This is a genomic window from Streptomyces sp. NBC_00258, assembly GCF_036182465.1.
Taxonomy (GTDB): domain Bacteria; phylum Actinomycetota; class Actinomycetes; order Streptomycetales; family Streptomycetaceae; genus Streptomyces.
This window is the reverse complement of sequence record NZ_CP108081.1, coordinates 581,997-603,903: the sequence shown is the minus strand read 5'-3', so window position 1 is coordinate 603,903 and position 21,907 is coordinate 581,997. Positions and strand designations below refer to the sequence as shown.

11 protein-coding genes and 4 pseudogenes are annotated in these 21,907 nt (G+C 66.2%); 10 read left to right on the top strand and 5 right to left on the bottom strand.

Annotated features, from left to right (window positions below; genetic code table 11):
• Nucleotides 1–48: 48 nt before the first annotated feature.
• The gene (locus OG718_RS02685) at nucleotides 49–588 is read left to right on the top strand and encodes a hypothetical protein (RefSeq protein WP_328843050.1); all 540 of its coding nucleotides are present in this window, start codon (nucleotides 49–51) and stop codon (nucleotides 586–588) included.
• A gap of 169 nt (nucleotides 589–757) precedes the next feature.
• Here OG718_RS02685 and OG718_RS02680 read toward each other — a convergent pair whose 3' ends face one another.
• Both OG718_RS02680 and OG718_RS02675 read right to left on the bottom strand, forming a co-directional pair.
• A complete protein-coding gene (locus OG718_RS02680; RefSeq protein ID WP_328843049.1) occupies nucleotides 758–1,060 on the bottom strand; it encodes a transposase in 303 nt (100 codons plus the stop codon).
• Nucleotides 1,061–1,162: 102 nt separating this feature from the next.
• A complete protein-coding gene (locus OG718_RS02675) occupies nucleotides 1,163–1,957 on the bottom strand; it encodes a DUF6262 family protein (protein ID WP_328843048.1) in 795 nt (264 codons plus the stop codon).
• Nucleotides 1,958–2,106: 149 nt separating this feature from the next.
• On the opposite strand from OG718_RS02675, the gene OG718_RS02670 reads away from it, so the two are divergent.
• The 6 genes and pseudogenes from OG718_RS02670 to OG718_RS02645 all read left to right on the top strand — a co-directional run bounded on the left by OG718_RS02670 (nucleotide 2,107) and on the right by OG718_RS02645 (nucleotide 15,720).
• Complete coding sequence (locus tag OG718_RS02670) at nucleotides 2,107–2,361, top strand: hypothetical protein (protein WP_328843047.1); 255 nt, start codon at nucleotides 2,107–2,109, stop codon at nucleotides 2,359–2,361.
• Between the two features lie 51 nt (nucleotides 2,362–2,412).
• Nucleotides 2,413–3,220 (top strand): annotated as a pseudogene (locus OG718_RS02665) (IS5 family transposase).
• Nucleotides 3,221–3,235: 15 nt separating this feature from the next.
• Nucleotides 3,236–4,552 (top strand): VCBS repeat-containing protein, encoded by a 1,317-nt coding sequence (locus tag OG718_RS02660; protein ID WP_328847667.1) that lies wholly within the window; start codon nucleotides 3,236–3,238, stop codon nucleotides 4,550–4,552.
• Nucleotides 4,553–4,713: 161 nt separating this feature from the next.
• Nucleotides 4,714–8,265 (top strand): LamG domain-containing protein, encoded by a 3,552-nt coding sequence (locus tag OG718_RS02655; RefSeq protein ID WP_328843046.1) that lies wholly within the window; start codon nucleotides 4,714–4,716, stop codon nucleotides 8,263–8,265.
• Nucleotides 8,266–8,401: 136 nt separating this feature from the next.
• A complete protein-coding gene (locus OG718_RS02650; RefSeq protein ID WP_328843045.1) occupies nucleotides 8,402–15,382 on the top strand; it encodes an RHS repeat-associated core domain-containing protein in 6,981 nt (2,326 codons plus the stop codon).
• A complete protein-coding gene (locus OG718_RS02645; RefSeq protein WP_328843044.1) occupies nucleotides 15,382–15,720 on the top strand; it encodes a hypothetical protein in 339 nt (112 codons plus the stop codon). The genes OG718_RS02650 and OG718_RS02645 overlap by 1 nt, the downstream gene beginning before the upstream one ends.
• A gap of 75 nt (nucleotides 15,721–15,795) precedes the next feature.
• Here the strand turns inward: OG718_RS02645 and OG718_RS02640 are convergent.
• A pseudogene (locus OG718_RS02640) lies at nucleotides 15,796–16,593 on the bottom strand (tyrosine-type recombinase/integrase); the annotation flags it as partial.
• On the opposite strand from OG718_RS02640, the pseudogene OG718_RS02635 reads away from it, so the two are divergent.
• The 3 genes and pseudogenes from OG718_RS02635 to OG718_RS02625 form a co-directional block, all read left to right on the top strand.
• A pseudogene (locus OG718_RS02635) lies at nucleotides 16,582–16,884 on the top strand (NUDIX hydrolase); the annotation flags it as partial. The pseudogenes OG718_RS02640 and OG718_RS02635 overlap by 12 nt on opposite strands.
• A 582-nt stretch (nucleotides 16,885–17,466) precedes the next feature.
• The gene (locus OG718_RS02630; protein ID WP_328843043.1) at nucleotides 17,467–18,105 is read left to right on the top strand and encodes a hypothetical protein; all 639 of its coding nucleotides are present in this window, start codon (nucleotides 17,467–17,469) and stop codon (nucleotides 18,103–18,105) included.
• Nucleotides 18,106–18,654: 549 nt separating this feature from the next.
• Nucleotides 18,655–19,365, top strand: a pseudogene (locus OG718_RS02625) (pentapeptide repeat-containing protein); the annotation flags it as partial.
• Here the strand turns inward: OG718_RS02625 and OG718_RS54310 are convergent.
• Together OG718_RS54310 and OG718_RS02620 are read right to left on the bottom strand one after the other, a co-directional pair.
• Nucleotides 19,336–19,695 carry a tetratricopeptide repeat protein gene (locus tag OG718_RS54310; RefSeq protein WP_443054873.1) on the bottom strand — a complete coding sequence of 120 codons (360 nt, stop codon included), beginning with the start codon at nucleotides 19,693–19,695 and terminating at the stop codon, nucleotides 19,336–19,338. The pseudogene OG718_RS02625 and the gene OG718_RS54310 overlap by 30 nt on opposite strands.
• Nucleotides 19,596–21,236, bottom strand: coding sequence for a tetratricopeptide repeat protein (locus OG718_RS02620; protein ID WP_328843042.1), 1,641 nt, complete (start codon nucleotides 21,234–21,236; stop codon nucleotides 19,596–19,598). Before OG718_RS02620 ends, OG718_RS54310 begins: the two co-directional genes overlap by 100 nt.
• Nucleotides 21,237–21,907: the final 671 nt, after the last annotated feature.

Below are 21,907 nucleotides of genomic sequence, written 5' to 3'. Positions count from 1 at the left end.
GCGAGTGGCTGACTTGATTCGTTCGAATAGAAGTACGAATATCGGGTCATGTCTGCGAGACCGGTGGCGAGCGTGCGCGCGGGGGGCGGTGCCGGTGAGCCGGGGCCGTCCTCGCTGCTCGGCTCCTTGCTGCCGGGCGGGCGGATTCGCCCCGGCACGGCGGTCAGCGCCGGTGGGGACATGCCGCTGCTGCTGGCGCTCGCGGCGGAAGCGTCCACCGATGCGGTCGGATGGGCGGCCGTGGGCTTGCCGCAGATGGGTGCGCTCGCCGCTGAGGCGGCGGGGCTGGACCTGGCGAGCGGCATGCGGATCGATGATCCCTGGCAGGGCGCCGAGGCGCGATTGCAAGTGATCTCCGCGGTGTGGGAGGGGGTGGGCAACGGGCACGGTCTGCTGCGCGGACGCCGTGTGAAGGTGGCGGCGGCCGGCCGCGGCGCCGCGGCCGCGCCCCGGTATGCCGAGATGTGGCTGCCCGGCCCCGACGGCGCCATCGCCTTGGTGCCCACCAACGGTGCGCACGAGAGCGACCCTGTACCGGCAGCGGGGGCAGGGCTAGAGCGGCGTGCGGTCCTGCGCGTGGTGAGATGACCTGCGGTGGGCCGCGTGATCAGGCGGTGTGGAGGCCCGCGACGGCCTCGGTCAGCCGGGCATGCTTGACCAGGCGGTTCGACGGCGGACACTCCCCAGGCGTAGTACCCGGACTCGGCCACTGCAGCCACCCGGCAGGCCAGCTGCACTGGCAGATGCTCACGGACCATCACGCGGATGGCTTCGAACCGCCTTTTGGGGACGTCACCTCGCCCAGCAGTTCGGTGGCCCGTCGGTGGATGGCCAACTCGGCCTCCAACTCGGCGATGCGTTTGCGGGCCGCAGCGAGCTCGGACAAATTGCTGCTGTTCATGCCGGGCAACTGCCCCGTATCGATGAGGTGCTGGCGGCGCCATACATAGATCGTCTGGTCGCTGATGCCGAGGAGCCGGGCGACCTCGGCGACCTTCCTTCCGGATGCGACGAGATCGAGAACCTTGCGGCGGAACTCGGGCGGATGGCTGCGGGGCATCACGGCCTCCGAAGGCTGCTGGATCGTCAATTGTCCAGCAACCCGACTCCATCAGAACCGGGGCATACCAGTCCCTCGTGAGGTTCGCTTCTCGGCGCAGGATCAAAAACACCTACTTGCCGCCAGGATCACCACAATTGTTTCGGCCGTGGTCGAAACGTTCAGGTCACGGTAGAACGTCGGTCCCTTGCGTCCCTGCTTGTTGGAGTTCGAGGAGCTGGACCTCGAGTCGGCGCTGTGCCGGTCGGCGAACCGATTGTTGGAGCGGGCACCTTCGAGCCGTTCCTGGAGTGTGCGGTGTTCTTGGGTGAGCTGAAGGACGTGTTGCTTGAGTGTGGTGTTCTCGGTGGTGATGGCTTGGGCGGATTCGCCGGGGACCATCTGCTCGGCGTCGCGGGTCTGTCCCTGCAGCTTGCTGGTCTGCTGTCGCTGAGCGTGTACTTCCTTCTGCGTGCGGGTCAGTTCTGCTTCGGCGTTCAGTGCCCGCTCTCGCCAGGAGGCTTCGATCTGGTCGTGGGCCTCTTCGGAGGCGCGGTTGTGACGGTTCTTGCTGGCGGTGATGGCTTTCTGGACCAGCTTGCGGGCGTCGGCGTTGTCATAGAGGAACGTGGATGACACGTCCGCCCGGTCAGCGATGGCCCGGACGGTGAGGCGGCCGCGTTCGCGACGTAGTTGAGCGATGGCTTTCTCGAACAGGCTGAGCTTGACCTGTGTTTGTCGACGGCGGGCGGCAACGGCTGAATCCGTTACGGCGAGTGGCTCCGTTGTCGTTCTCCGGTGTGCGGGAGCCTGGGCGGAAAGGCTCCAGCTGCTGTGGGGCGGACATCCTTGCGCATCTCGCCCCGGTTGCCTGAAGCCGTTGTCTTGCGGTTGTGTAGCAGGCTTTACGTCTGTCACCTCCGTGTAATTCGGTCACGGTTGCCCGATTTTTCGGCCGTTTAGATCTTGGCTCGAGTAGAACCTTGACAGGTAAATGATCACGCGGGGTAATCTTCGCTCGCTATACGGTCACAGTTTTTTCACAAGTGACGTACAAGGGGTGGGGGATGGGGCGCAGACGTGCGCGCTGGCTCGGCATGAGCGCAGCGCTTGTTCTGGCTGTGGGGGGCCTGAGTTCGGCGTCTCCAGCGGTGGCGGCGGTCGTCTGTCCGTCGGGTGTGGAGTCTGATTTCAACGGCGACGGGCAGCGGGATGTGGCGATCGCCGATCCTGAGGCGACGGTCGCCGGGCACGCTGATGCCGGTGCAGTGCATGTGGTCTACGGCAGCGGCAAGGGCAACTTACTGACCGTTTCAGAATGACATTCGTTGTGGGGCTTGGCAGTTGGGTGTTGTGTCGGCAGTATCGGTTGAGTGGCTGCTGAACTTGTGCCTGATGACCTGTGGGAACGTGTAGCCCCGCTTTTACCTGCTCGGCCGCCTCGGCGGCATCGGTATCCGGGGCGGTTGCCGGCAGATGACCGGGCTGCGCTCAGAGGCATCGTCTACGTGCTGTGCAAAAGCGTGAGCTGGCGGGACGTTCCCGCAGAACAGGTCGGCTGCAGTGGCGTGACGGCCTGGCGGCGACTGCGGGACTGGACCGAGGCCGGTGTCTGGCCGCAACTGCACGAGGTGCTGCTGGCCGAGCTGCGTGCGGCGGGTCTGCTGGACATGGACGACGCCGCGATCGACGGATCGCACGTGAGGGCTCTGAAAGGGGGGCTCACACCGGACCTTCGCCGGTCGACCGGGCCCGGCCCGGCAGCAAGCACCACTTGATCGTCGACCGGCAAGGCACCCCCTTTGCGTCTCACTGACCAGCGGGAACCGCCACGACATCACCCAGCTGATGCCCCTGCTCGATGCGATACCCCGCATCCGCGGTGTCCGCGGTCGACCCAGGCACCGGCCAAGTCGGCTGTTCGCCGACCGCGGTTACGACTACGACAAGTACCGCCGCCTTCTCCGGGCTCGCGGCATCACACCCAAGTTCGCCCGAAAAGGCATCACGCACGGCTCCGGCCTGGGAAAGACGCGTTGGGTCGTGGAGCGCACATTTGCCTGGCTGCACCAGTTCAAACGGCTGCGGATCCGCTACGAGAAGCGCGCAGATCTCCACCTGGGCTTCCTCCAACTTGCCTGCAGCATCATCTGCTTGAGACGACTCCGAACCTCATTCTGAAACCATCAGTTAGAGCTGTCGCAGGACTCGGCCAACGCGCCCGGGGCGTCGGAGGACGGCGACCGGTTCGGGCACTCCCTCGCTGTGTACGACGCGAATCTGGACGGCTGTAGTGACCTTGTGGTCGGCATTCCGTACGAGGACCTGTCGGTGACGCCTGCCTCGGGGGCGGCGGTGAACAACCGCGACGCCGGAATGGTGCAGATCTACTACGGCGCGCCGGCCGGGCTGGGGGCGGGCCCGGCGGCGAAGGAGATTCTCCAGGGCGAGGGCAAGCACTTGGAGGGGCTGGCCGAGAACGAGGACTGGATCGGCTACGCACTCGCGGCGGGGAAGTCGTCGAGTGGCGTTCCGTTCCTGGCGGTCGGCGGTCCGGGTGAGGACCTCGGGACCGTCACGGACGCCGGGGCGGTGTTCTACCTGTCAGGTACCGCACTGACGAAGGCGACGGTGCAGCAGGACACCACGGTGGCCGGAGACGTGCCAGGCATCGCGGAGCAGGACGACCGCTTCGGTTCGTCGCTCGCGGCCACGCCGACGCATCTTGCGGTCGGGGTTCCAGGAGAGGCGCTGGACACCGTGACCTTTGCCGGCGCCGCGACGGTGTTCAGCCACACGCTGGTGTCCAACTCGCCCAAGCCGTTGATCGGTCTGGCGCAGGACCAGGACGCGATCAGTGGTGAGGGGGAGACGGCAGACCGGTTCGGTACCGCGCTGGCGATGGTTCCCTACCGGCCGTCCGGCGCCACCAGTACGACTGAGTCCCTGCTGGCGGTCGGTGTGCCGGGTGAGGACCTGGTCGCCACGACCGATGCGGGCGCTGTGCACATCTTCCGGCTCACGGCTTCGGGCACGGCCACGCAGACCGCGTGGGTCGACCAGGACACCGGTGAGATGGAGGGCGAGTCCGAGGCGGGTGACTTCTTCGGCCAGCAGCTCGCGGCCGTCAACTCCTCACCAAATGCGACGAGTACGGCCACCACCACCCGTCTGGCGGTCGGCGCCCCGGGAGAGGAGTGGCAGCAGCAGGACCTGGAGAAGGGGGGCGTGCAGATCATGGCCATGGTCGGTGATCCGGGCGCGGACAACTCCTGGGTCGATCCCGGGTACGGCCTGGGCGAGACGGTGGGACCGCACATGTACACCGGGATGAGCCTGGGTGCGACACCGGGGCTGCTGTATGTCGGGGTTCCCTATGGCGAACCGGAGGCTCGGGCGGTCTATGGCTTCCCGTGGAAGGTGGCCAGCGGTGGTACTCCGACTGTGAGTTACAAGCCGGGCGCCGGTGGGATTCCTGCTGGTGGCAAGGCGTTCGGTGCGGTGGTGCGGTAATGGCGGTCCCGCGCGGTACTTCTGCGTTCCTTCGCGCATTCCGGCAGGTCAGAGAGAGCGGAACCTTGTCCAGACGCACGGGCCGTGGGGTGGCGCTACGCGCTGCTGTGGCGACGACGCTTGCCGGGGCCGTAGTGGCGACCGGGCTGACTTTGAACGCCGTGCCGGACCCGGAAACGGGTGATCAGACGCCGATAGCGGCGTCCGGCCCGGCCCGCACGGAGTCGGCTGCCCTGGCTGCGGCAGACAACAGCAATGAGCCGGTCGAGGTGGTGGGGCTGCGCTCGGAGCGGCGTGAGGTATTCGCGCAACCGGACGGGACTTTTCAGGCGAGGGAGTACACCGAGCCGGTCCGCATGATCCGGGCGGGCAAGTGGATCGAGATCGATGAGGCCCTGGTGAAGCGGGAGGACGGGCGGTGGGGGCCGAAGGCGACCACCGTGGATCTGTCCTTCGCGGGCGGGGCGAAGGACGAGCCGTTCGTGACCCTGCGCCGGGCAGGGCGGGAGATGTCGCTGACGTGGCCCGACGGTGTGCTGCCCGCACCGAAGATCGAGGGGAGCACGGCGACGTACGCGGAGGTCCATCCCGGTGTCGACCTCGTGGTGCGGGCCGAGCCCGACGGTTTCGGGCACCTGCTGGTGGTCAAAACGCCGCAGGCGGCGGCCGCCCCTGAGATCGCGAAGATCGCCCTCGGGCTGAAGACGGTCGGACTGAAGGTCAGTGAGGACGCCTCTGGGGCGATTGTCGCCAAGGACGAGGCTGTCGACGGCACGGTCTTCGAGGCGGGCAAGCCCAAGATGTGGGACTCGGCAGCGACCGCCGAGAGTGGTGCGCGGTCCGGTGGTCCCACTTCGGTGACGCGATCACTGGCAGCAGCCGCGCAGGACGGCGAGCAGGAGGCCGAACCTGCCCTCGAAGGACCGGGCGGCGGCGGTCGCACCGCGCCGTTGGAGGTCGAGCTCAGCAAGGACGCGTTGACACTCACCCCCGACCAGGCTCTGTTCGAGGACGCCGACACGGTGTGGCCGGTGGTGATCGACCCGATCCAGCGCACCACGTCCCGTACATCATGGACGGGCGTGATGTCGGGGATGCCCTCCGAACAGGACTGGAAGTACTCCGGGGACGCAGGTGTGGGCCAGTGCCCCACCGACTACAACCCGGTCTCCTGCAATGGCGTGGGCGTGCGGCGGCTGCTGTTCACCATGCCGATGTCGTTCTACAAGGACAAGCAGATCCTGGGCACGACGTTCTCCGCCCGAGTGGCCCACATCTACAGCGCGACCCCGACCGCCGAGCCGATCCGGCTCTACCGGGTCGGCGGCAAGAATCGTTCTCTGACTTCCTCCAGTGACTGGAACAGCACCAAGGACGACTGGAGCGATCACCTGGCGACCGTCGACAAGGCGATCTCCCCGACCTCGTGCGGCAGCCAGGCCAATCTGCACTTCGAGAGCGGCGTATCCGGGGAGCTGACAGGCGCGGTCAGGACGGCCGCCGCGAACGGCTGGTCCTCGATGACCCTGGGCCTGCGGGCCACGGACGAGTCACGGTTCGCGGAGTGGAAGCGGATCTGCGGCAACGCCCACCTCTCGGTCAGCTACAACAACCTGCCCGGGAAGATCTCCACCGCGAAGATGTCCTCCGACCCGGGCGGCTCCTGCAAGTGGGGTGCCGCGCGCCCGTACGCGGAGGAGTCCCCGGAGCTGACCGCCTACGCCTCGGACCCTGACCACCGACCCGGGCGCACGGACAAGGTGCAGGTGCAGTTCAAGGTGGCGTGGACGCCGAAGGGCGGGACGGCCGAGACTTCGTACACCTACGACACGTCCTATCAGTCACCGACCTCCACCACGGCGTTCAAGCACCGGGTGAAGGCGAGCATCCCGGAAGGTGTAGTCATCTACTGGAGTGCCCGTGCCTACGACGGGGACGGCTGGGGACCGTGGAGCACGGACGGTGATCCGCAGCGCTGCGAGTTCATTCTGGACAAGACCAAGCCGGGCAAGCCGCTGGTGAATTCGCAAGAGTACCCCTCGGATTCCGTCGAGCACGACGGGGTGGGCACGGCGGGCACCTTCATCTTCGCGCCCAACCCGAACGACTCCATCGCTGACACCGACGTGGTGTCCTTCCGGTACGGCTTCAACAGCGACGCCGACCCCACCACGGCTGCTACCCCGTCCAGGGCCGGCGGTTCGGTCTCGGTGACGTGGACGCCGACGAAGTGGGGCCGCAACTGGGTGGAAGTGATCTCGGTGGACAAGGCGGGTAACGCCGGCACCAAAGCCCGTTACGAGTTCCTGGTCACCGAGGGCAAGCCGGCTGCCGCGCAGTGGAACCTCGCGGATGCGGCGGGCAGCGCCTCGGCGCACGACGAACGCGGCGAGTACGCGGCCGACACGGGCTCCGGGGTCACCTTCGGGGTGGCCGGCCCGGGTGGCAAGGCGGACGCGGCGGCCTCTTTCGACGGCAGCACGGACGCCTATCTCGACTCGGTCAACTCCGTGCTGGACACCGCCAAGAGCTTCAGCGTCAGCGCCTGGGTGCGGCCCACCGACCTCAGCCGGGACGTGACCGTCGTCAGCCAGGACGGCACCGGAGTACCCGGTTTCACCCTCGGCTACGACACCACGGTCGGTACTTGGGCGTTCGGCACCCCGGCGACGGACGTGGACACGCTCGGTGAATGGAAGGCAGTGGCCACCAACATCACCCCGGTCAAGGACCAATGGGTGCTGCTGACCGGCGTGTACGACGCGAACGCGAGCGGCGGGCCGCAGCTGCGGCTCTATGTCAACAAGACATCCGTGGGCACCGCACAGCGCCGCTCGGTCTGGAAGACCTACGGTCCGCTCCAGATCGGCCGTTCGACGGCGAAGAGCGGCTACCGCGACCACTTCAAGGGGGACCTTGCCGAGGTCCGTGTCTTCGACCGGGTGCTGCCGGCTTCGCAGGTCGGGGAACTGATGACGATCAAGCCGACGCGCAAGGGCTACTGGCAGCTCGATGCCGCCAGCGGCACCACGTCGGTGGAGACCGGTGGCGGGCAGGGACTGACGCTGGCCGGTAACGCCCAGGTCTACCAGCCGTCGCCGCCTGATCCCGATGACCCGTTCTCCTCGGCCGATCCGCCGGCCCTGGTCGGCGCCGGTCACCTGCTCCTGGACGGCTCGGGCGACTATGCGGCCACTGCGGCCGCACCGTCCACCGGGGCGAGCAGCTTCACCGTCACCGCCCGTGCGCAGTTGACCAGCATCGACGGCAAGGTCCCGCAGACGGTGCTCTCGCTGCCGGGCGCGGCGGCCAACCGGGTCCAGGTGCGCTTCCGCCCCGACCCGGACGGCGGCACCAGTTCGCGCTGGGAACTGGCGGTGGCAGAAGCGGACTCCACATCGTCGGCGGTGAAGGTGTTCCAGGACGATCAGGAACTCCCCGACACCGGCGGCTCGGGCCAGCACCTGGCGGTGGTCTATGACGCCTTCGCCAACGAGATCCGTCTCTACGTGGAAGGCCAACTGGCCAGTACCGCCCACGGCATGGACAACACGCTGTGGTCCACCACCAAGGGATTGCAGGTCGGGCGCTCGGCACTCGACTCGGCGGAGTACTTCGCCGGGGCGATCGACGAGGTCCGCGCGTACGACGGGGCTGTCGACCCGGCGGTCGTGAACCAGATGTCCCTCCTGACCGCAGTACCCGACATGTAGTGCCCCATCCGGGGGCGGGATGCCAAGAATCCCGCCCCCGCCCAGCACTTCGTACCACTTCTTTCTCATGCTCTTGCCGCGTGCCGGGCCGCCATGTCCGTGTGCCCGCGTGCAGCTATCGATGGGTGGAGTTTTGATGCCGTTCCGTGGCCGGTTGGTCGACCAGCTCATACCCAGACGGGTGGTGGGCTCCCTGACGCTTGTTCTGTCTCTCGCGCTCGGCGGCGGTCTGCTGTCACCGGTGGCCTTCGCCGCGGACAAGCCGTCGGAGCTGGAACGGGCCAGGGACACGGTCCCGGTGGTCCAGGGGAAGTCGGGCAAGGCCGCCGAACGGCCGGCGGATCCGATGAAGAAGAACTCCGATCCGCGCCTGGACAAGCCGTCCTGGCCGGGCAGGGCCAGTGCGGAGATCACGGTCGGTGACGCGGGATCGAAGGCCCCCCGCGCGGTGAAGATCGGCTCGCTTCCCGTCGTGGCCACCCCTGTCAAGAGCGTGGCCAAGGGCAAGAGGGAGGGCACCGCCCCGGACAGGATCGCGGTGGATGTCCTGGGCGCGGCCGACGCCGAACGTCTGGGGGCGAGCGCCGTACTCAAGGTGGAGCGCGCCGACGGCGGCGGACGCTCCGCGCCGGTACGGCTCAGCGTGGACTACTCCTCCTTCGCCGAGGGCTACGGAGGTTCCTACGGCTCACGTCTGCGCCTGGTCGAGCTGCCGCCGTGTGCGGCGGTGGCCGCTCCGGGCAGCAAGGCCTGCCCGGAGCGGCCCAAGGTACTGCCGACCACGAACAATCCGCAGAGCCAGACGCTGTCCGCCGACGTGACCGCAGCCCCCGAGGCAGCCGGAACCTCTGCTGCGAAGGCCGTTGCGCCCAGTCTGTTCGCGGTCGCGGCCGGTCCGTCGTCGGCTCAGGGGACTTACAAGGCGACCGCGCTGGCGCCCGCGTCGAGCTGGAACGTGGCGGCCTCCTCCGGAGGCTTCTCCTGGAACTATCCGCTGAAGGCTGTTTCCACTCCGGGCGGTCTGGTGCCGACGGTCGGGCTGGGCTACTCCTCGCAGTCCGCCGACGGCCGCACCTCGGCCACGAACAACCAGGGATCCTGGGCCGGAGACGGTTTCTCCTACGATCCCGGTTACATCGAACGCCGCTACAAGCCCTGCTCGGACGACGGGCATGCCGGGTCGGGCGAGCAGTGCTGGGCGTTTGAAAACGCCACCATCCTGTTGAACGGGCAGTCCAGCGAGCTGGTCCAGGACGACACCACCAAGAAGTGGCACCTGTCCAGCGACGACGGCGCCAAGGTCGAGAAGCGCACCGGCGCGACGAACGGCGACAACGACGGAGAGCACTGGGTCGTCACCACCAGCGAGGGCACCGAGTACTACTTCGGGCTGAACCGCCTGCCCGGCTGGGCCAGCGGCAACGAGGAGACCAAGTCCACCTGGACCGCTCCGGTCTTCGGCGACGACTCCGGTGAGCCTTGTTACGACGCCACCTTCTCCTCCGCGCACTGCAAGCAGGCCTGGCGCTGGAGCCTGGATCACGTCAAGGATGCTCACGGCAATGTGATGTCGTACTTCTACGAGCCGGAGACCAACTACTACGCCCTGAACGGCAAGACGGACGTCAACGGCACCGCCTACCACCGTGGCGGTTACCTCAAGCGCATCGACTACGGTCAGCGTGACGGCCAGTCCTATGCCGCCAAGGCCCCGGCCCGCATCAACTTCACGGTCGCCGAACGCTGCCTGCCCACCGACACCTTCGACTGCGCGACCTCGAAGCGCACCAAGGCGAACGCCGCGAACTGGCCTGATGTACCGGTCGACCAGGAATGCGTGGCGAGCACCAAGTGCACGGTCGGTCAGACCTTCTTCACCACCAAGCGGCTGACCGGGGTCACCTCCCAGATCCGCAAGGACGCCACCACCTACCAGGACGTGGACCACTGGGCCTTCACGCACCTGTTCCAGGACAACGGCGACGACTCCAAGGCGCTGTGGCTGTACAAGATCCAGCATGAGGGCCGGGATGGCACGGCAATCAAGATGCCGGCCATCGAGCTGTTCGGCGAGCAGCTGGCCAACCGGGTGGACGCGATCGGCGACAATATCGCCCCCTTCAACCGCTACCGGCTGACCACCGTCCTGAGCGAGACCGGCTCCCAGCTCGACGTCAACTACGCACCCGTCAACTGTGAGAAGTCAGCCCTGCCCAAGCCGGGGGAGTCGACCAAACGCTGCTATCCGGTGCAGTGGGCACCTCCGGGCCACCTGGAGCCGATCACCGACTGGTTCCACAAGTACGTCGTCGCCGAGATCATCGAGACCGACCGCACCGGCGGCAGCGAAGGCATTGTCACCCGCTACGCCTACCAGGGCGAAGCGGGCTGGCGGAAGGCCAAGCCCGATGGAATCACCGAGAACAAGTTCCTGACCTGGGGCAACTGGCAGGGCTACGGAAAGGTCTCGGTCACCAGCGGAACCGCGGACAAGCAGTCCACCCGCATCGACTACACGTACATGCAGGGCATGGACGGCGACAAGGACGCCGCCGGTGCCACCCGCAGCGTGAAGGTGAAGAACTCCCAGGGCTCGGAGTTCACGGATGCGGAGGAGTACACCGGGCACGAGTTGGAGGCCGTCACCTATGACGGTTCCACGGTGGTCTCGCGGACGATCAGCGAGCCGTGGAAGTTCAACACGGCCACGCAGACTCGTGACTGGGGCACGCGGCACGCGGTGATCTCCAAGCCGCGGGTCCAGCGGGGCTTCACTCCGCTGTCGGCCGGTGGCTGGCGTGAGACCAGGAGTGTCACCACGTACGACACCGCTACCCATACCGGTCGCGTCACTCAGGTCGAGGATCTCGGGGACGTCTCCACCGCCTCCGACGACACCTGTACCCGCACCTATTACGCGGACAACGCCGACAAGAACATCCTGTCCCTGCCCTCGCGCAGTGAGGTCGTCACGGTTGAGTGCGGGACCGCGGCTGATCGCTCCAAGCAGGTTCTGGCCGACGAGCGCACCTCGTACGACAACGGCGCGTACGGCGCGGCGCCCACCAAGGGGGACGCGACCAAGGTCGAGCGGATGACCGCCCATGACGGGACCACCGCCACCTATCAGGTGACCGGCACCACCGGCTATGACGCCTTCGGGCGCCCGGTGTGGCAGAAGGACGCCAAGGCCAATGAGACCAAGACCGCCTACACCGAGGGCAACGGCCTGCTGACCAAGACGGCCGTCACGAACGCGGCCGGGCATGTCACGACCACCGACTACAACCCGGCTCGCGGTGCCTCGATCGGGCAGTCCGACCCCAACGGCAGGCGCACCGATCTCGCCCATGACGCGATCGGCCGTCTGACCTCTGTCTGGCTGCCCGACCGGGACAAGTCCCAGACGCCCAGCATCAAGTACTCCTACCTGGTGCGTACCGACAAGCCGGTTGCGATCAAGACCGAGAAGATCGAGGTCGGTGGCAGTTACGGCGTCGAGTACGAGCTGTTCGACAGCCTGTTGCGTGGCCGGCAGAAGCAGACCGAGGGTCCCGGCGGCACCCGGATGGTCGCCGATGCCTGGTACGACGGTGCGGGCAAGGTCACCAAGACCAACGCCACCTACCGTGCCGCGGGTGTCCCCAGTGATGAGTTGTTGATCGCCGGGAACGGTGCGGTCGGTGCGCAGAGCCGCACCGAGTACGACGGCCTGGGCCGGCCCACCGCCGCGATCGATCTGCACGCCGGCACCGAACAATGGCGCACCACCACCCGTTACGACGGCGAGCTCACCCACTCCGACCCGCCCGCAGGCGGCATCGCCACCACCTCCGTCACCGACGCCGGGGGACGTACCACCGCCCTGCGGCACTACCACGGGGATCGTCCCGACGTGGCGCTCGGCTACGACGAGACGAAGTACAGCTACACCCCGAACGGTCAGCTCAAGACCGTCACGGACGACAAGAGCAATGTCTGGAGCTACGAGTACGACCAGCTGGGCCGCAAGATCAAGTCCATCGACCCCGATGCCGGGACTTCCGAGACGCATTACGACGCGCTCGACCGGGTGGACTGGACGATCGACGGCAATGGCAAGAAGGTCTCCACCCAGTACGACTCGCTGTCCCGGCCGACGTTCACGTGGGAGGGCGAGCCGACCACCGGCACCAAGCTGACCGAGACCCGCTATGACAAGGCGGGCTGGCTGGGCCAGGCCTGGGCTTCGATGCGGTATGTGAACGCGACCCAGTACATCGGCTCCGCGGTGACCTCGATGGATGATTTCTACCGCCCGCTGAAGACCACGTACGCGGTGCCCGCCTCCGAGGGTGCGCTCGCGGGCAGTTACGAGTTCACCACGTCCTACAACCATGACGGCACCGTGCGGGGCACCGGTCTGCCCGCCGCCGGTGGCCTTGCCGCCGAGCCTTTGACCTACGGTTACGACGAGCTCCAGCGCCCCACGACCCTGACCGGCAGCACGTCGTACGTCACGGGCACCACCTATTCCGGTATCAGCCAAGTGCTGGGGATGGAGTTGTCCACCGGCAGTGGGAAGAAGGTCGGGCAGACCTTCGAGTACGAGCCGGGCACGGGCCGTCTGCGCACCGCGAGCGTGGACATCGCCGGCGCGAGTGCTCCGGCGAAGCGGTCCTCGTATTCCTACGACCAGGTCGGCAACGTCCTGTCGATCTCGGACACCGCGAATGCCGACTCTACAGCGACCACCGACGTGCAGTGCTTCGCCTACGATGCAGGCGCCCGTCTGAAGGATGCCTGGACGCCGGCGGCCACCGGCGGCGCGGCTCAGGGTGCAGGCACCGTGGGCAGTACCGGACTCGAAGGTTCAAAGCCCACCGCCTGCGACGCCGCGCCCGGGACGAACACGCTGGGTGGACCGGCCCCGTACTGGAAGTCCTACAGCGTCGACTCGATCGGCAACCGCACCAAGGAAGTCATCCACGACACCGGCCGGGACGCGGCCAAGGACGTCACCCGCACCTACACCTACGGCGGCGCGGGTGCCGCGGGCGACGGCCCGCACCAGGTCACCAAGGTCATGGAGAACACCCCGACCGGTGACAACCAGTCCACCTTCACCTACGACGACGCCGGCAACACCAAGACCCGCGTCGTCGACGGTAATACCCAGAGCATCGACTGGGACGCCACCGGCAAACCCGCCAAGATCAAGACCGCGGAGGGTGACAGCACTTTCCTCTACGGTCCCGACGGCTCCCGGATGATCCGTAAGGATCCCAAGGCCACCACCGTCTACCTGCCCGGCATGGAGCTCTCCCTCGCGGCGGGCTCCTCCACGGTCAAGGCCACCCGCTACTACAGCCACGCCGGCCAGACCGTCGCGATCCGCACCAGCGACAACAAGCTCTCCTTCCTGTCCGCCGACCACCACGGCACCGGCGAACTCGCCATTGATGCCGCCACCGGAGCGATCACCCAGCGCCGCTCCGACCCCTACGGCGTCGACCGCGGCAAGCCCATCGGCAGCTGGCCCGGAGAGAAGGGCTTCGTCGGCGGCACCAACGACGAGTCCACCGGACTGACCCACATCGGGGCCCGCTCCTACGACCCCGAACTCGGCAAGTTCATCTCCGTCGACCCGATCATCGACTACACCAGCCCGCAGCAGATCAACGGTTACGCCTACGCTGACAACAACCCCACCACGCTCTCCGACCCCACCGGCATGATCCGCGAAAATTCGACGGCACCTTGCCGCGGATGGAGCGACTGCGGCGCGGGACCTGGCCCCACCAAAGAGCAGGAGACGGTCAACCGGGCCGGCGCGGAGCAGATGGCGGCCGAGCAGCAGTACTCCTCGGCCAAGCAGCGCACCGTCCGCGCCGCCAAGGTACTCGTAAAGATCGTTCGGGACATCCTCGGTATCGACGCCGCACTCGACTGCATCTCCACCGGCGACGTGGGCTCCTGCGGCGAAACCCTCCTCAACATCGCCGGAAGCTTCGCCGGTGGCATTGCCGGAAAGATCCTCGCGAAATACGGGGCCCCCTGGGACTGGGCCAAGGGCGCCCGACTGGCCAAACGGGTCGTTGGCCTCGTCGACGACATCGTCGGCGGCGCAATGGACATGCTCAGCGCCACCAAGCGGGTCAGCAAGGCCAATGCCGCACTCGCAGGAGCACGAAACAAACTCGCCAGAGCAAAGAAGGCGGCAGCGGAAGCAGCCCCGGAAGTCGGCGACTCCTGCAAGGTCGGCAAGAAGAAGCACAGCTTCCTACCCGGCACGAAGATTCTCACAGCCAACGGCAAGACCAAGTCGATCGAGGACATCGAACTCGGCGACAAAATCATCGCCACCGACCCCAAGACTGGTAAGACGACCGTCCGCGAGGTTGTCCGTACCATCTCCACCAAAAATGACAAGCACTTCGTCGATCTCACCATCGACACAAAAAATGGCGGAGCGGACGAGAAGGTCGGAGGTAAGTACGGATCCGTAGCGAGCAGGGCTGACGGCAATCCTTCAATCGCCACACTTACATCTACTGTCAATCACCCGTTCTGGTCCCCCTCCGCACGGCAGTGGATCGAAGCCGGCGACCTCACACCCGGCATGACACTCCGCACCGCAGACGGAGGCACCGCCACCCTCACCGCCACCCGCGACTTCGAAAAGCGCCAGCGCACCCACGACCTGACCATCCGCGACATCCACACGTACTATGTGCTGGCGGGGGCTACGCCGGTACTCGTTCACAATTGCGGTGATGGGGCCGGGGAGCACGTCTACCGCGGAATAGATTGGGGGCACTCCAAGTACGATGATGCCCTTGAAGGGCGAGCGGTGCCGCGTGGTGGAGATGCTGACGCTGCATCGCATAATGGCGGCAACCTCGATAGCTCATTCACATCCTGGACGGATGATTACGAAGATGTGGCCCTGGATGCCGCCGAGCTAGGTAATGGCCCAGGAATTGTTATGCGCCATCGCCGTGCGGATATACAGGACCGCCTAATTAAGGGTCCGCAGGATATCTATGGTGAGAGTGAGCTTCTGGTGGAAGGGATTATTGAGGGTGCTGAAATCAGCATCAACAGGGGCCCATGGCATCTACCTGGAGTTGGCTGATGAACGAGAGCTTTATCGCCTCTGAGGCAAGGCGGCTGGGAATGGATCAGCTTTCCGCAGCGGTTGACGATTACGGTGTGATCGTTCTTCATGAGAGTACCGTCGCCAGCGAGCAGCTGATTCACATCTTCGAGAATCGCCTCAGAAGGGCGGAGGCTCGTAATGACCGCGACGTGGCACGGCTTGTGGCTAACTTGCTGTCAGCCTTTAATGGTGCACAGTCAAGTGAGATTAAGCTGATCCATGTGCAGGCCGGGAAAATGGATGTGATGCTTTACGGTGAGGTTACCGGCGAGAGCATTTTGGCCGCAGTGATCCTTTCTGGCAGCGATTCCTGACATATCAAGGCTGGGCTCCTCCAAGAGATTTTGGAGGAGCCCAGTCGGGGTTTGACGGCAACGGTGACGGCAACGTCAGCGGACGACTGCTTCGGCGGGTGGGGCATCGGGGCCGTCATCGGTCGAGCCGAGGACGCCCCCCAAGGTGTCGATGGCTTGGCGTTGGAGTCGGACGTGGGCGTAGACGCTCGGGGTGACGCCGATGTGGGCGTGGCCCAGGAGCTCCTTGATCACGACGAGTTCGGCGCCCTGTTCCAGGAGTAGGGTCGCGGTCGAGTGCCTGAGGTCGTGGAAGCGGATGCGGCGGAGGAGCGTGGTGAAGGCGCGGGTGAGGTTGGTCGGGTCGACCGTTCTGCCCTGGGCAGTGGTGAACACGTGCCCGTTGTGCTGCCACGTGGTTCCTGCGGCCTCAAGTTCGCGCTGCTGTCGTTCATGGTGATGCTTCAGCGAGTGGAGGCAGCGGGTGGGGAGGGCGATGCGGCGTTCGGAGGCCCGGGTCTTGGTGGGCAGCGTGATGAGGCCGTCCGTGCTGGTGCGCTGAAGGGTGCGGCGGATGGCGGCGGTGGCGGTGTCGAGGTCGAGGTCTTCCCAGCGCAGTCCGAGGAGTTCGCCCTTGCGGAGTCCGGTGTGGAGGGCGAGTTCGAACAGGTCGTGCAGCCGGTGGCCTTGTGCGGTGGTGAGGAGTCGGCGGGCTTCGTCGGCGGTGAGGGGTTCGAAGCGTCGGGGCCGGGGTGTGCCGGTGCGGACGTTGCGGGCGACGTTGCGAGGGATCTCTTCCTCGCGGACGGCGTGCTCCAGGGCGGACTTGAGCACGGAGTGGATGTAGGTGAGCGTCAGCGGGGAGAGCACCTTGTGGCAGCACTGGCCGGCGGCGCCGTCCGCGAAGTCAAAGAAGAGACCGGCCTCGACGTCGAGATCACCGGCCTGGTCGGCACCTACACCGACCCGAAACACATCATCGCCTACACCGACGGCGAGGTCCGCCGCCAGTTCAACGTCTGCTTCACGGCCCGCATCACCGGCGGCCAACTGGAGATCTCCGACGAGTCCACCGAACTCCGGTTCGTTCCGTCCGAAGAGATCGAGCAGTTGCCGATGCACCACACCCAACGACTCAGGCTCCAGCACTTCCTGGAACAGCGTGAGAAGCCGTACCTGGGCTGAACCGACTGACGGCAGTAGCGACGGCAACAACCCCGCACAACCACGGACACCCACGCACTTCGCCGGACCAGCAAACTATGCTTGACCTGCGAAAAAGCAGGTAGAGGGGTCCGCGTAGCACACGTACTATGTGCTGGCGGGGGCTACGCCGGTCCTGGTTCACAACTGCGGCGGCGCTCTCGATCTTGACGACCTGCAGGACCGAGCCGACACCCTGCACGCGCTCATCCCGGCGGGGAAGGCGAACGACAGGGCGACCACTGGAGGCATGCACGCGGTAGGCGGTGGCCCGGAGTCTCTCGACGTTGTGGCCGTTGGAGCACGGAAGAATATCTCTCAGATTCAACGTGCACAGCTCCTCCCTCACGAGCTCGGGATATTGCGCACCGGCGTGGACGCATCAGGCACCTTCCCGCATGCAGAGGTCAAGTTCTGGGAGACAGTAGTCCATCTTGATCTAACGCTGACAGGATTGGCAGTGAATAGACCACTCTGCCCAGCGTGCCAGGGTTTCCTGCAGAGCAAGGGTGCGACGCTGGTCAGCGATACACAGGCGATTTGGACTCCGTAAGGTGAGTTGAGATGGGATTTCTCGAAGACGTCGAAGTCGTCCGTGTGGAGTTCGCACGGCTAACCCCACGCCAACGGCTGGCCGTCACGACCCTGTGCGCGACGAAGGTGCGATCGGTATCCATGGCGTTTCTTCATGATTCCGGAGAGGGGAATTTCTTTTACCGGATCAACAACGGTCTGGATGCGGTGTGGCTGGACCTTCGCGGTATCCAGCAGGCATCGGCCCCGGATCTCATGCGGGTCCGAGAAGAGGCGGAGCGCTGGATCACTCGCCTTGAGGACGTCGGAGGGGAAGCAGCCGGCTTTGCAGCGGATGCAGTCTCCGTATCGGTGTCCGCGATGTCAAGCTTCCTTGAGGAAGATCCAGAGGCCGCAGTGAATTCGGCGATCTCGATCGCCGAAATCAGCTCGGAGATCGCTGAATTCCTGGCGGAACATCAGAGTGCTGAAGGGGAGTACTTCCTGAAGGGCGACGAGGCCGGTGAAGCATCCGTAGCCGAAATCAAGGGCGATGTGGGGTTCCTCGGGGAATTTCCCGCTGACGAGTTTCCCGCGACTCGGTTTATGCGTCGGGCCGGGGCTGCAAACCTTGCCCTCGCAGAGCAGATGAAGTTGGTGCTGAAGGTGGATCGGTTGCGTCTGCCCTGAGAGGCCGTGCTGGACTGGCCCTTGACTCCCACTGGCGGTGCGGCAACTGCCGCCAGGGGGCGCGATTCCTGCGTTGCAACGCGACCTCCAGCCCGAGCTGACCTACGACGGGCTGCGAGCCGCCGCGGCCAAGGGCAACAAGGGTGGCCGCCGCCCCGTCATCCCTGCCGACAAGACCGACGCCGTGTGCGCCGCGTACCTGGAGGGTCGCTCCATCGCCGCCCTCGTCCGCAACCACGAGGTCAGCCGCGGCACCATCCGCACGGCCGTCGCTGACCTCCTGCCCGTACACACCACTATCGACCACGAGGACGTCCCGATCCCGGAGCTGCCCGTCGCCGTAGACATGCCAGGCAAGGTCGCCGACTTCCTCCGAGCGGCCGAGCTGGAGCCCACCGAGCGGGCCGCCCTCGACCACGGCGTGACCGTACGGCGCAGCCAGGGCTACACCCTGCGCGTGGGCGCCACCCCCTCCGTACACCGCCAGCTCCTCGCCCGCTGCCAGCCTCTCGATGGCGACCCGGTCCGCCCAGCCGTCCCGGCCCAGCACAGGGTGCCTGCACTTTCGATACGGTCCCGCCCAAAGTGCATTGGGAGGGCTGGCGCCCCATACGGTTCACCCAGCGCCGCACCCTCGCCGAAGAACACCACTGGCGGGCGAGTCAGCCAGCGCCGGCCCGGGGCTGGAACGTGGCAGTCTTCGGCGCCGGGCACGTCGGGCCGTTGCAACTAGCGCCGGTGTACCGCGCGCTCCGCAAAGCGCTCGAGGATGTCAAGCACGAGCCCGGGGCCGCCGACTTCTACTACGGGGAGATGCAGATGCGCCGTCACGCTGACGACATCCCCCGAAGCGAGCGAAGCCTGCCGACCGCTTACTGGGCGCTGTCTGGCTACGGCATGCGCGCCTCCCGGGCGCTGGCGTGGCTCGGCGCCGCCATGCTCGTCACCATCGTGCTGCTGATGGGCTTGGGGCTCCCGCAGGAGGCTCCGAAGCAGGAAGTGACCGGCACCGTCCCCGCAGGCGGAGGCAAGGTCACCTTCGAGATCGACAAGGATAATCCGCAGAACCCCACCGGCCATCGATTCACCGGCGAGCGCTTCGAAAAAGCCCTGAACGTCACGCTCAACTCGGTGGTGTTTCGCTCCTCCGGCCAGGATCTGACCACTGCTGGCACCTACATCGAAATGACCTCTCGGTTGACCGAGCCCGTCCTTCTAGGCTTGGCAGTCCTAGCCGTCCGCAACCGCGTCAAACGCTGACCAATCGCCCGGACGGTCAAGCCCGCACTGAAGCAATTGCGCACTTGCAGCCGTCTGTGCGCCCTGCGTGGGGCGTGCGACCAGGAGTTGGTCATATCGGGTTGCCAGAGTGCGAGGGTGGGAGGCGCCGTGGAAGTGCTCTTGATCACGGAGTACCTCTGACAGGACTTCCAGGGCCCTTTCCGGCTCACCGGTCTGCGCAAGGAGCCTGCCGAGTTGATGGCGGGTGCTCAGAGTGCGTGAATGCAGACCGAGAACACGCTCCTGGTCGCCCAGGACAGCCTGCAGCGTTCGGATGGCCTGGTGGAGGTCACCGGAACGGGCGACCAAAAAAGTGCCAGTTCGAAGTGGGTGCTGAGCGTGTGCGGATGCGCTGCGCCCAGAATGCGCTCCTGGTCCTCGAATAGCTCGGTGATGCAGGTGAGGGCGTCGGAGGTCCGACCGATGTGGCTGAGAGTTCGGCCCAGTTCCTGACGTGCCAGCAGGACGTCCACGTGAGCCGGTCCCAGGGCTGCCGTCATGGTGGGAGCAGTTCCCGAAACAGGTGTAGTGCCTGCGGGGGCGTCTCCACTGTCGCGCAGAAACCTGGCTCTGCTGCTACGGGTCACCAAAGTTGCCGTATGGCGGGGGCCCAGGACGCGCTGTCGGTCCGAGGCGAGACGATCGAGGAGAACGACGGCTTCCGAGCGCCGGCCTGCCTCAGCGAGGTACCGGGCTATGTCATGGCGTGCAGAGAGGGTGTCGGGGTGATCCGGGCCCAGCAGCGCATCACGCTCCTGGTGCAACTGGCGCAGCAGGCGTACGGCTGCCAGCGGCTGTCCTGCATTGCCCCGGGCGATGGCGTGCGCATAGTCGGCATCGGGGACCCCATGCCGGCGGGCTGTGTCGAAAGCTTCCAGCGCGATGGACGGCCGCATCAGGTCTACAGCGGCCCAGCCGACGTCGAAGGCCTCTTCCGGCTCTATGGCAGCAAGGAGTACCTCCCAGCTGTTTTCGGGTATGGCCGACAGTCCGGGAAGGTCGATCAAGTAGTCGAACGCCAGATAGCGGCCCTGGTCAGGCAGCAGAAGGCTACTTGCCCCCTGCACCGGCGCGGTGGCCCACGCCAGCGCGTCCTCCAGGGGCTCCGGACGCAGCACGGCTCCGCCGCGAGCGGACAGGTAGATCTCATGCAACGGCACCAGTAGCGATGCGTCCACGGCCCGGTGCAAGCCCATACGCCGACAGTCGACGGCGGCGGCGACCAATGCGGCACCGCGCGGATGCTCACCCGTGTGCCAGGCGTGCGTCCAGTCGTTGAGCAGTTCCGGACCTGCCGCAAGCACCTCGGCGATCCCGAATCGATCGGGTGCCTGAGTCGCCGCCTTCAGCCGCGGATCCCGATCCGCTTCCCGGGCCCGCCCGACCTCCTGCGGTGACCACAGACGATCCAGTTCCACCGGTTCTCCGGCATGGAGCAGCACCTCACGGCCGGCCCGCCAGGTTGCTGCGTCGGTGACGTCACGCTGCCGCGCGCTGTACCTGTCGTACTCCTTGCTGCGCATCGACGCCAGTAGCACCACTTGCCGTTCCGGACCAGCGAGCATCGCTTTGACCATCTCCAGAGTGATGCCTCCGGCTCGCAGAAACTGGTCGAATTCGTCGAACCACACCACACAACGCCGGGTCCCGCCGATAGTGGAAGACAGCGTCTGCAGGTCGTCCGACGGCCGTGCCTGCAACAGGGCGAATTCGGGAACAGCCATGCGCATGGCCTCGTAGGCCAGCCGGGACTTGCCGGCCGTCGAGTCACCCACGATCAGGACAAAGCCCCTCTGCCGGATCCGCCGCACGACGTCGTCGAAGCGGTCTCGCTTGACGAACGCAGGCACTCGGTTGGCACCCTGACGGGCACTACGACGCAACGCCGCAGGATGGACCCCCAAGCTGATCGGATCCACCGCATCCCGCACACGCAGCGTTCGAGCGGCCAGCTCTCTCCCGCGGGCCGCAGCGGCGTGACGTTGCTGACGGTGCGCCGAGAGAGCGGTCCGCGTCTCATCGGCGAAGACACCGGTTACCGCAGCGGCAACAGCAGCCACGGCAGCCGTCCAGCCTGCAGGCAGCCAGGCTGAGGTTGCCAGTGCTGCGCCCGCCCCACCCGCCGATACGCCGAGCAGGATCACCCACAGGCGAAGCGACCGCCACACCCTGCCCTCCACCATCACGGACGGAACGGCACGCCGTCCCACGTACACGTCAAATGCCGAACACGGACGGTCTCACCCATATTGAAGCGCAACAACCAAAGTTGGACCCCAATAGGAAGGAAAATGCCTGATCCGCACCAGACTTGCGCCACTGTGGGAAACAGCTCGGTGCTGATCATCTCGACGCGCTTCCAGCGCAGACAGGACCGCTTGCCAAGCGTTGAGTCCGTCATCCGGCTGATATGTGGGGCAGCCAGAGGCAGGCGACAGATGCGGCCGCGGGCTGGCTGGTAGGGCGGACCAACTAGCTGAAGGTATAAAGCATTTCGCGGTTTCACGAAGGAACGCCGAGT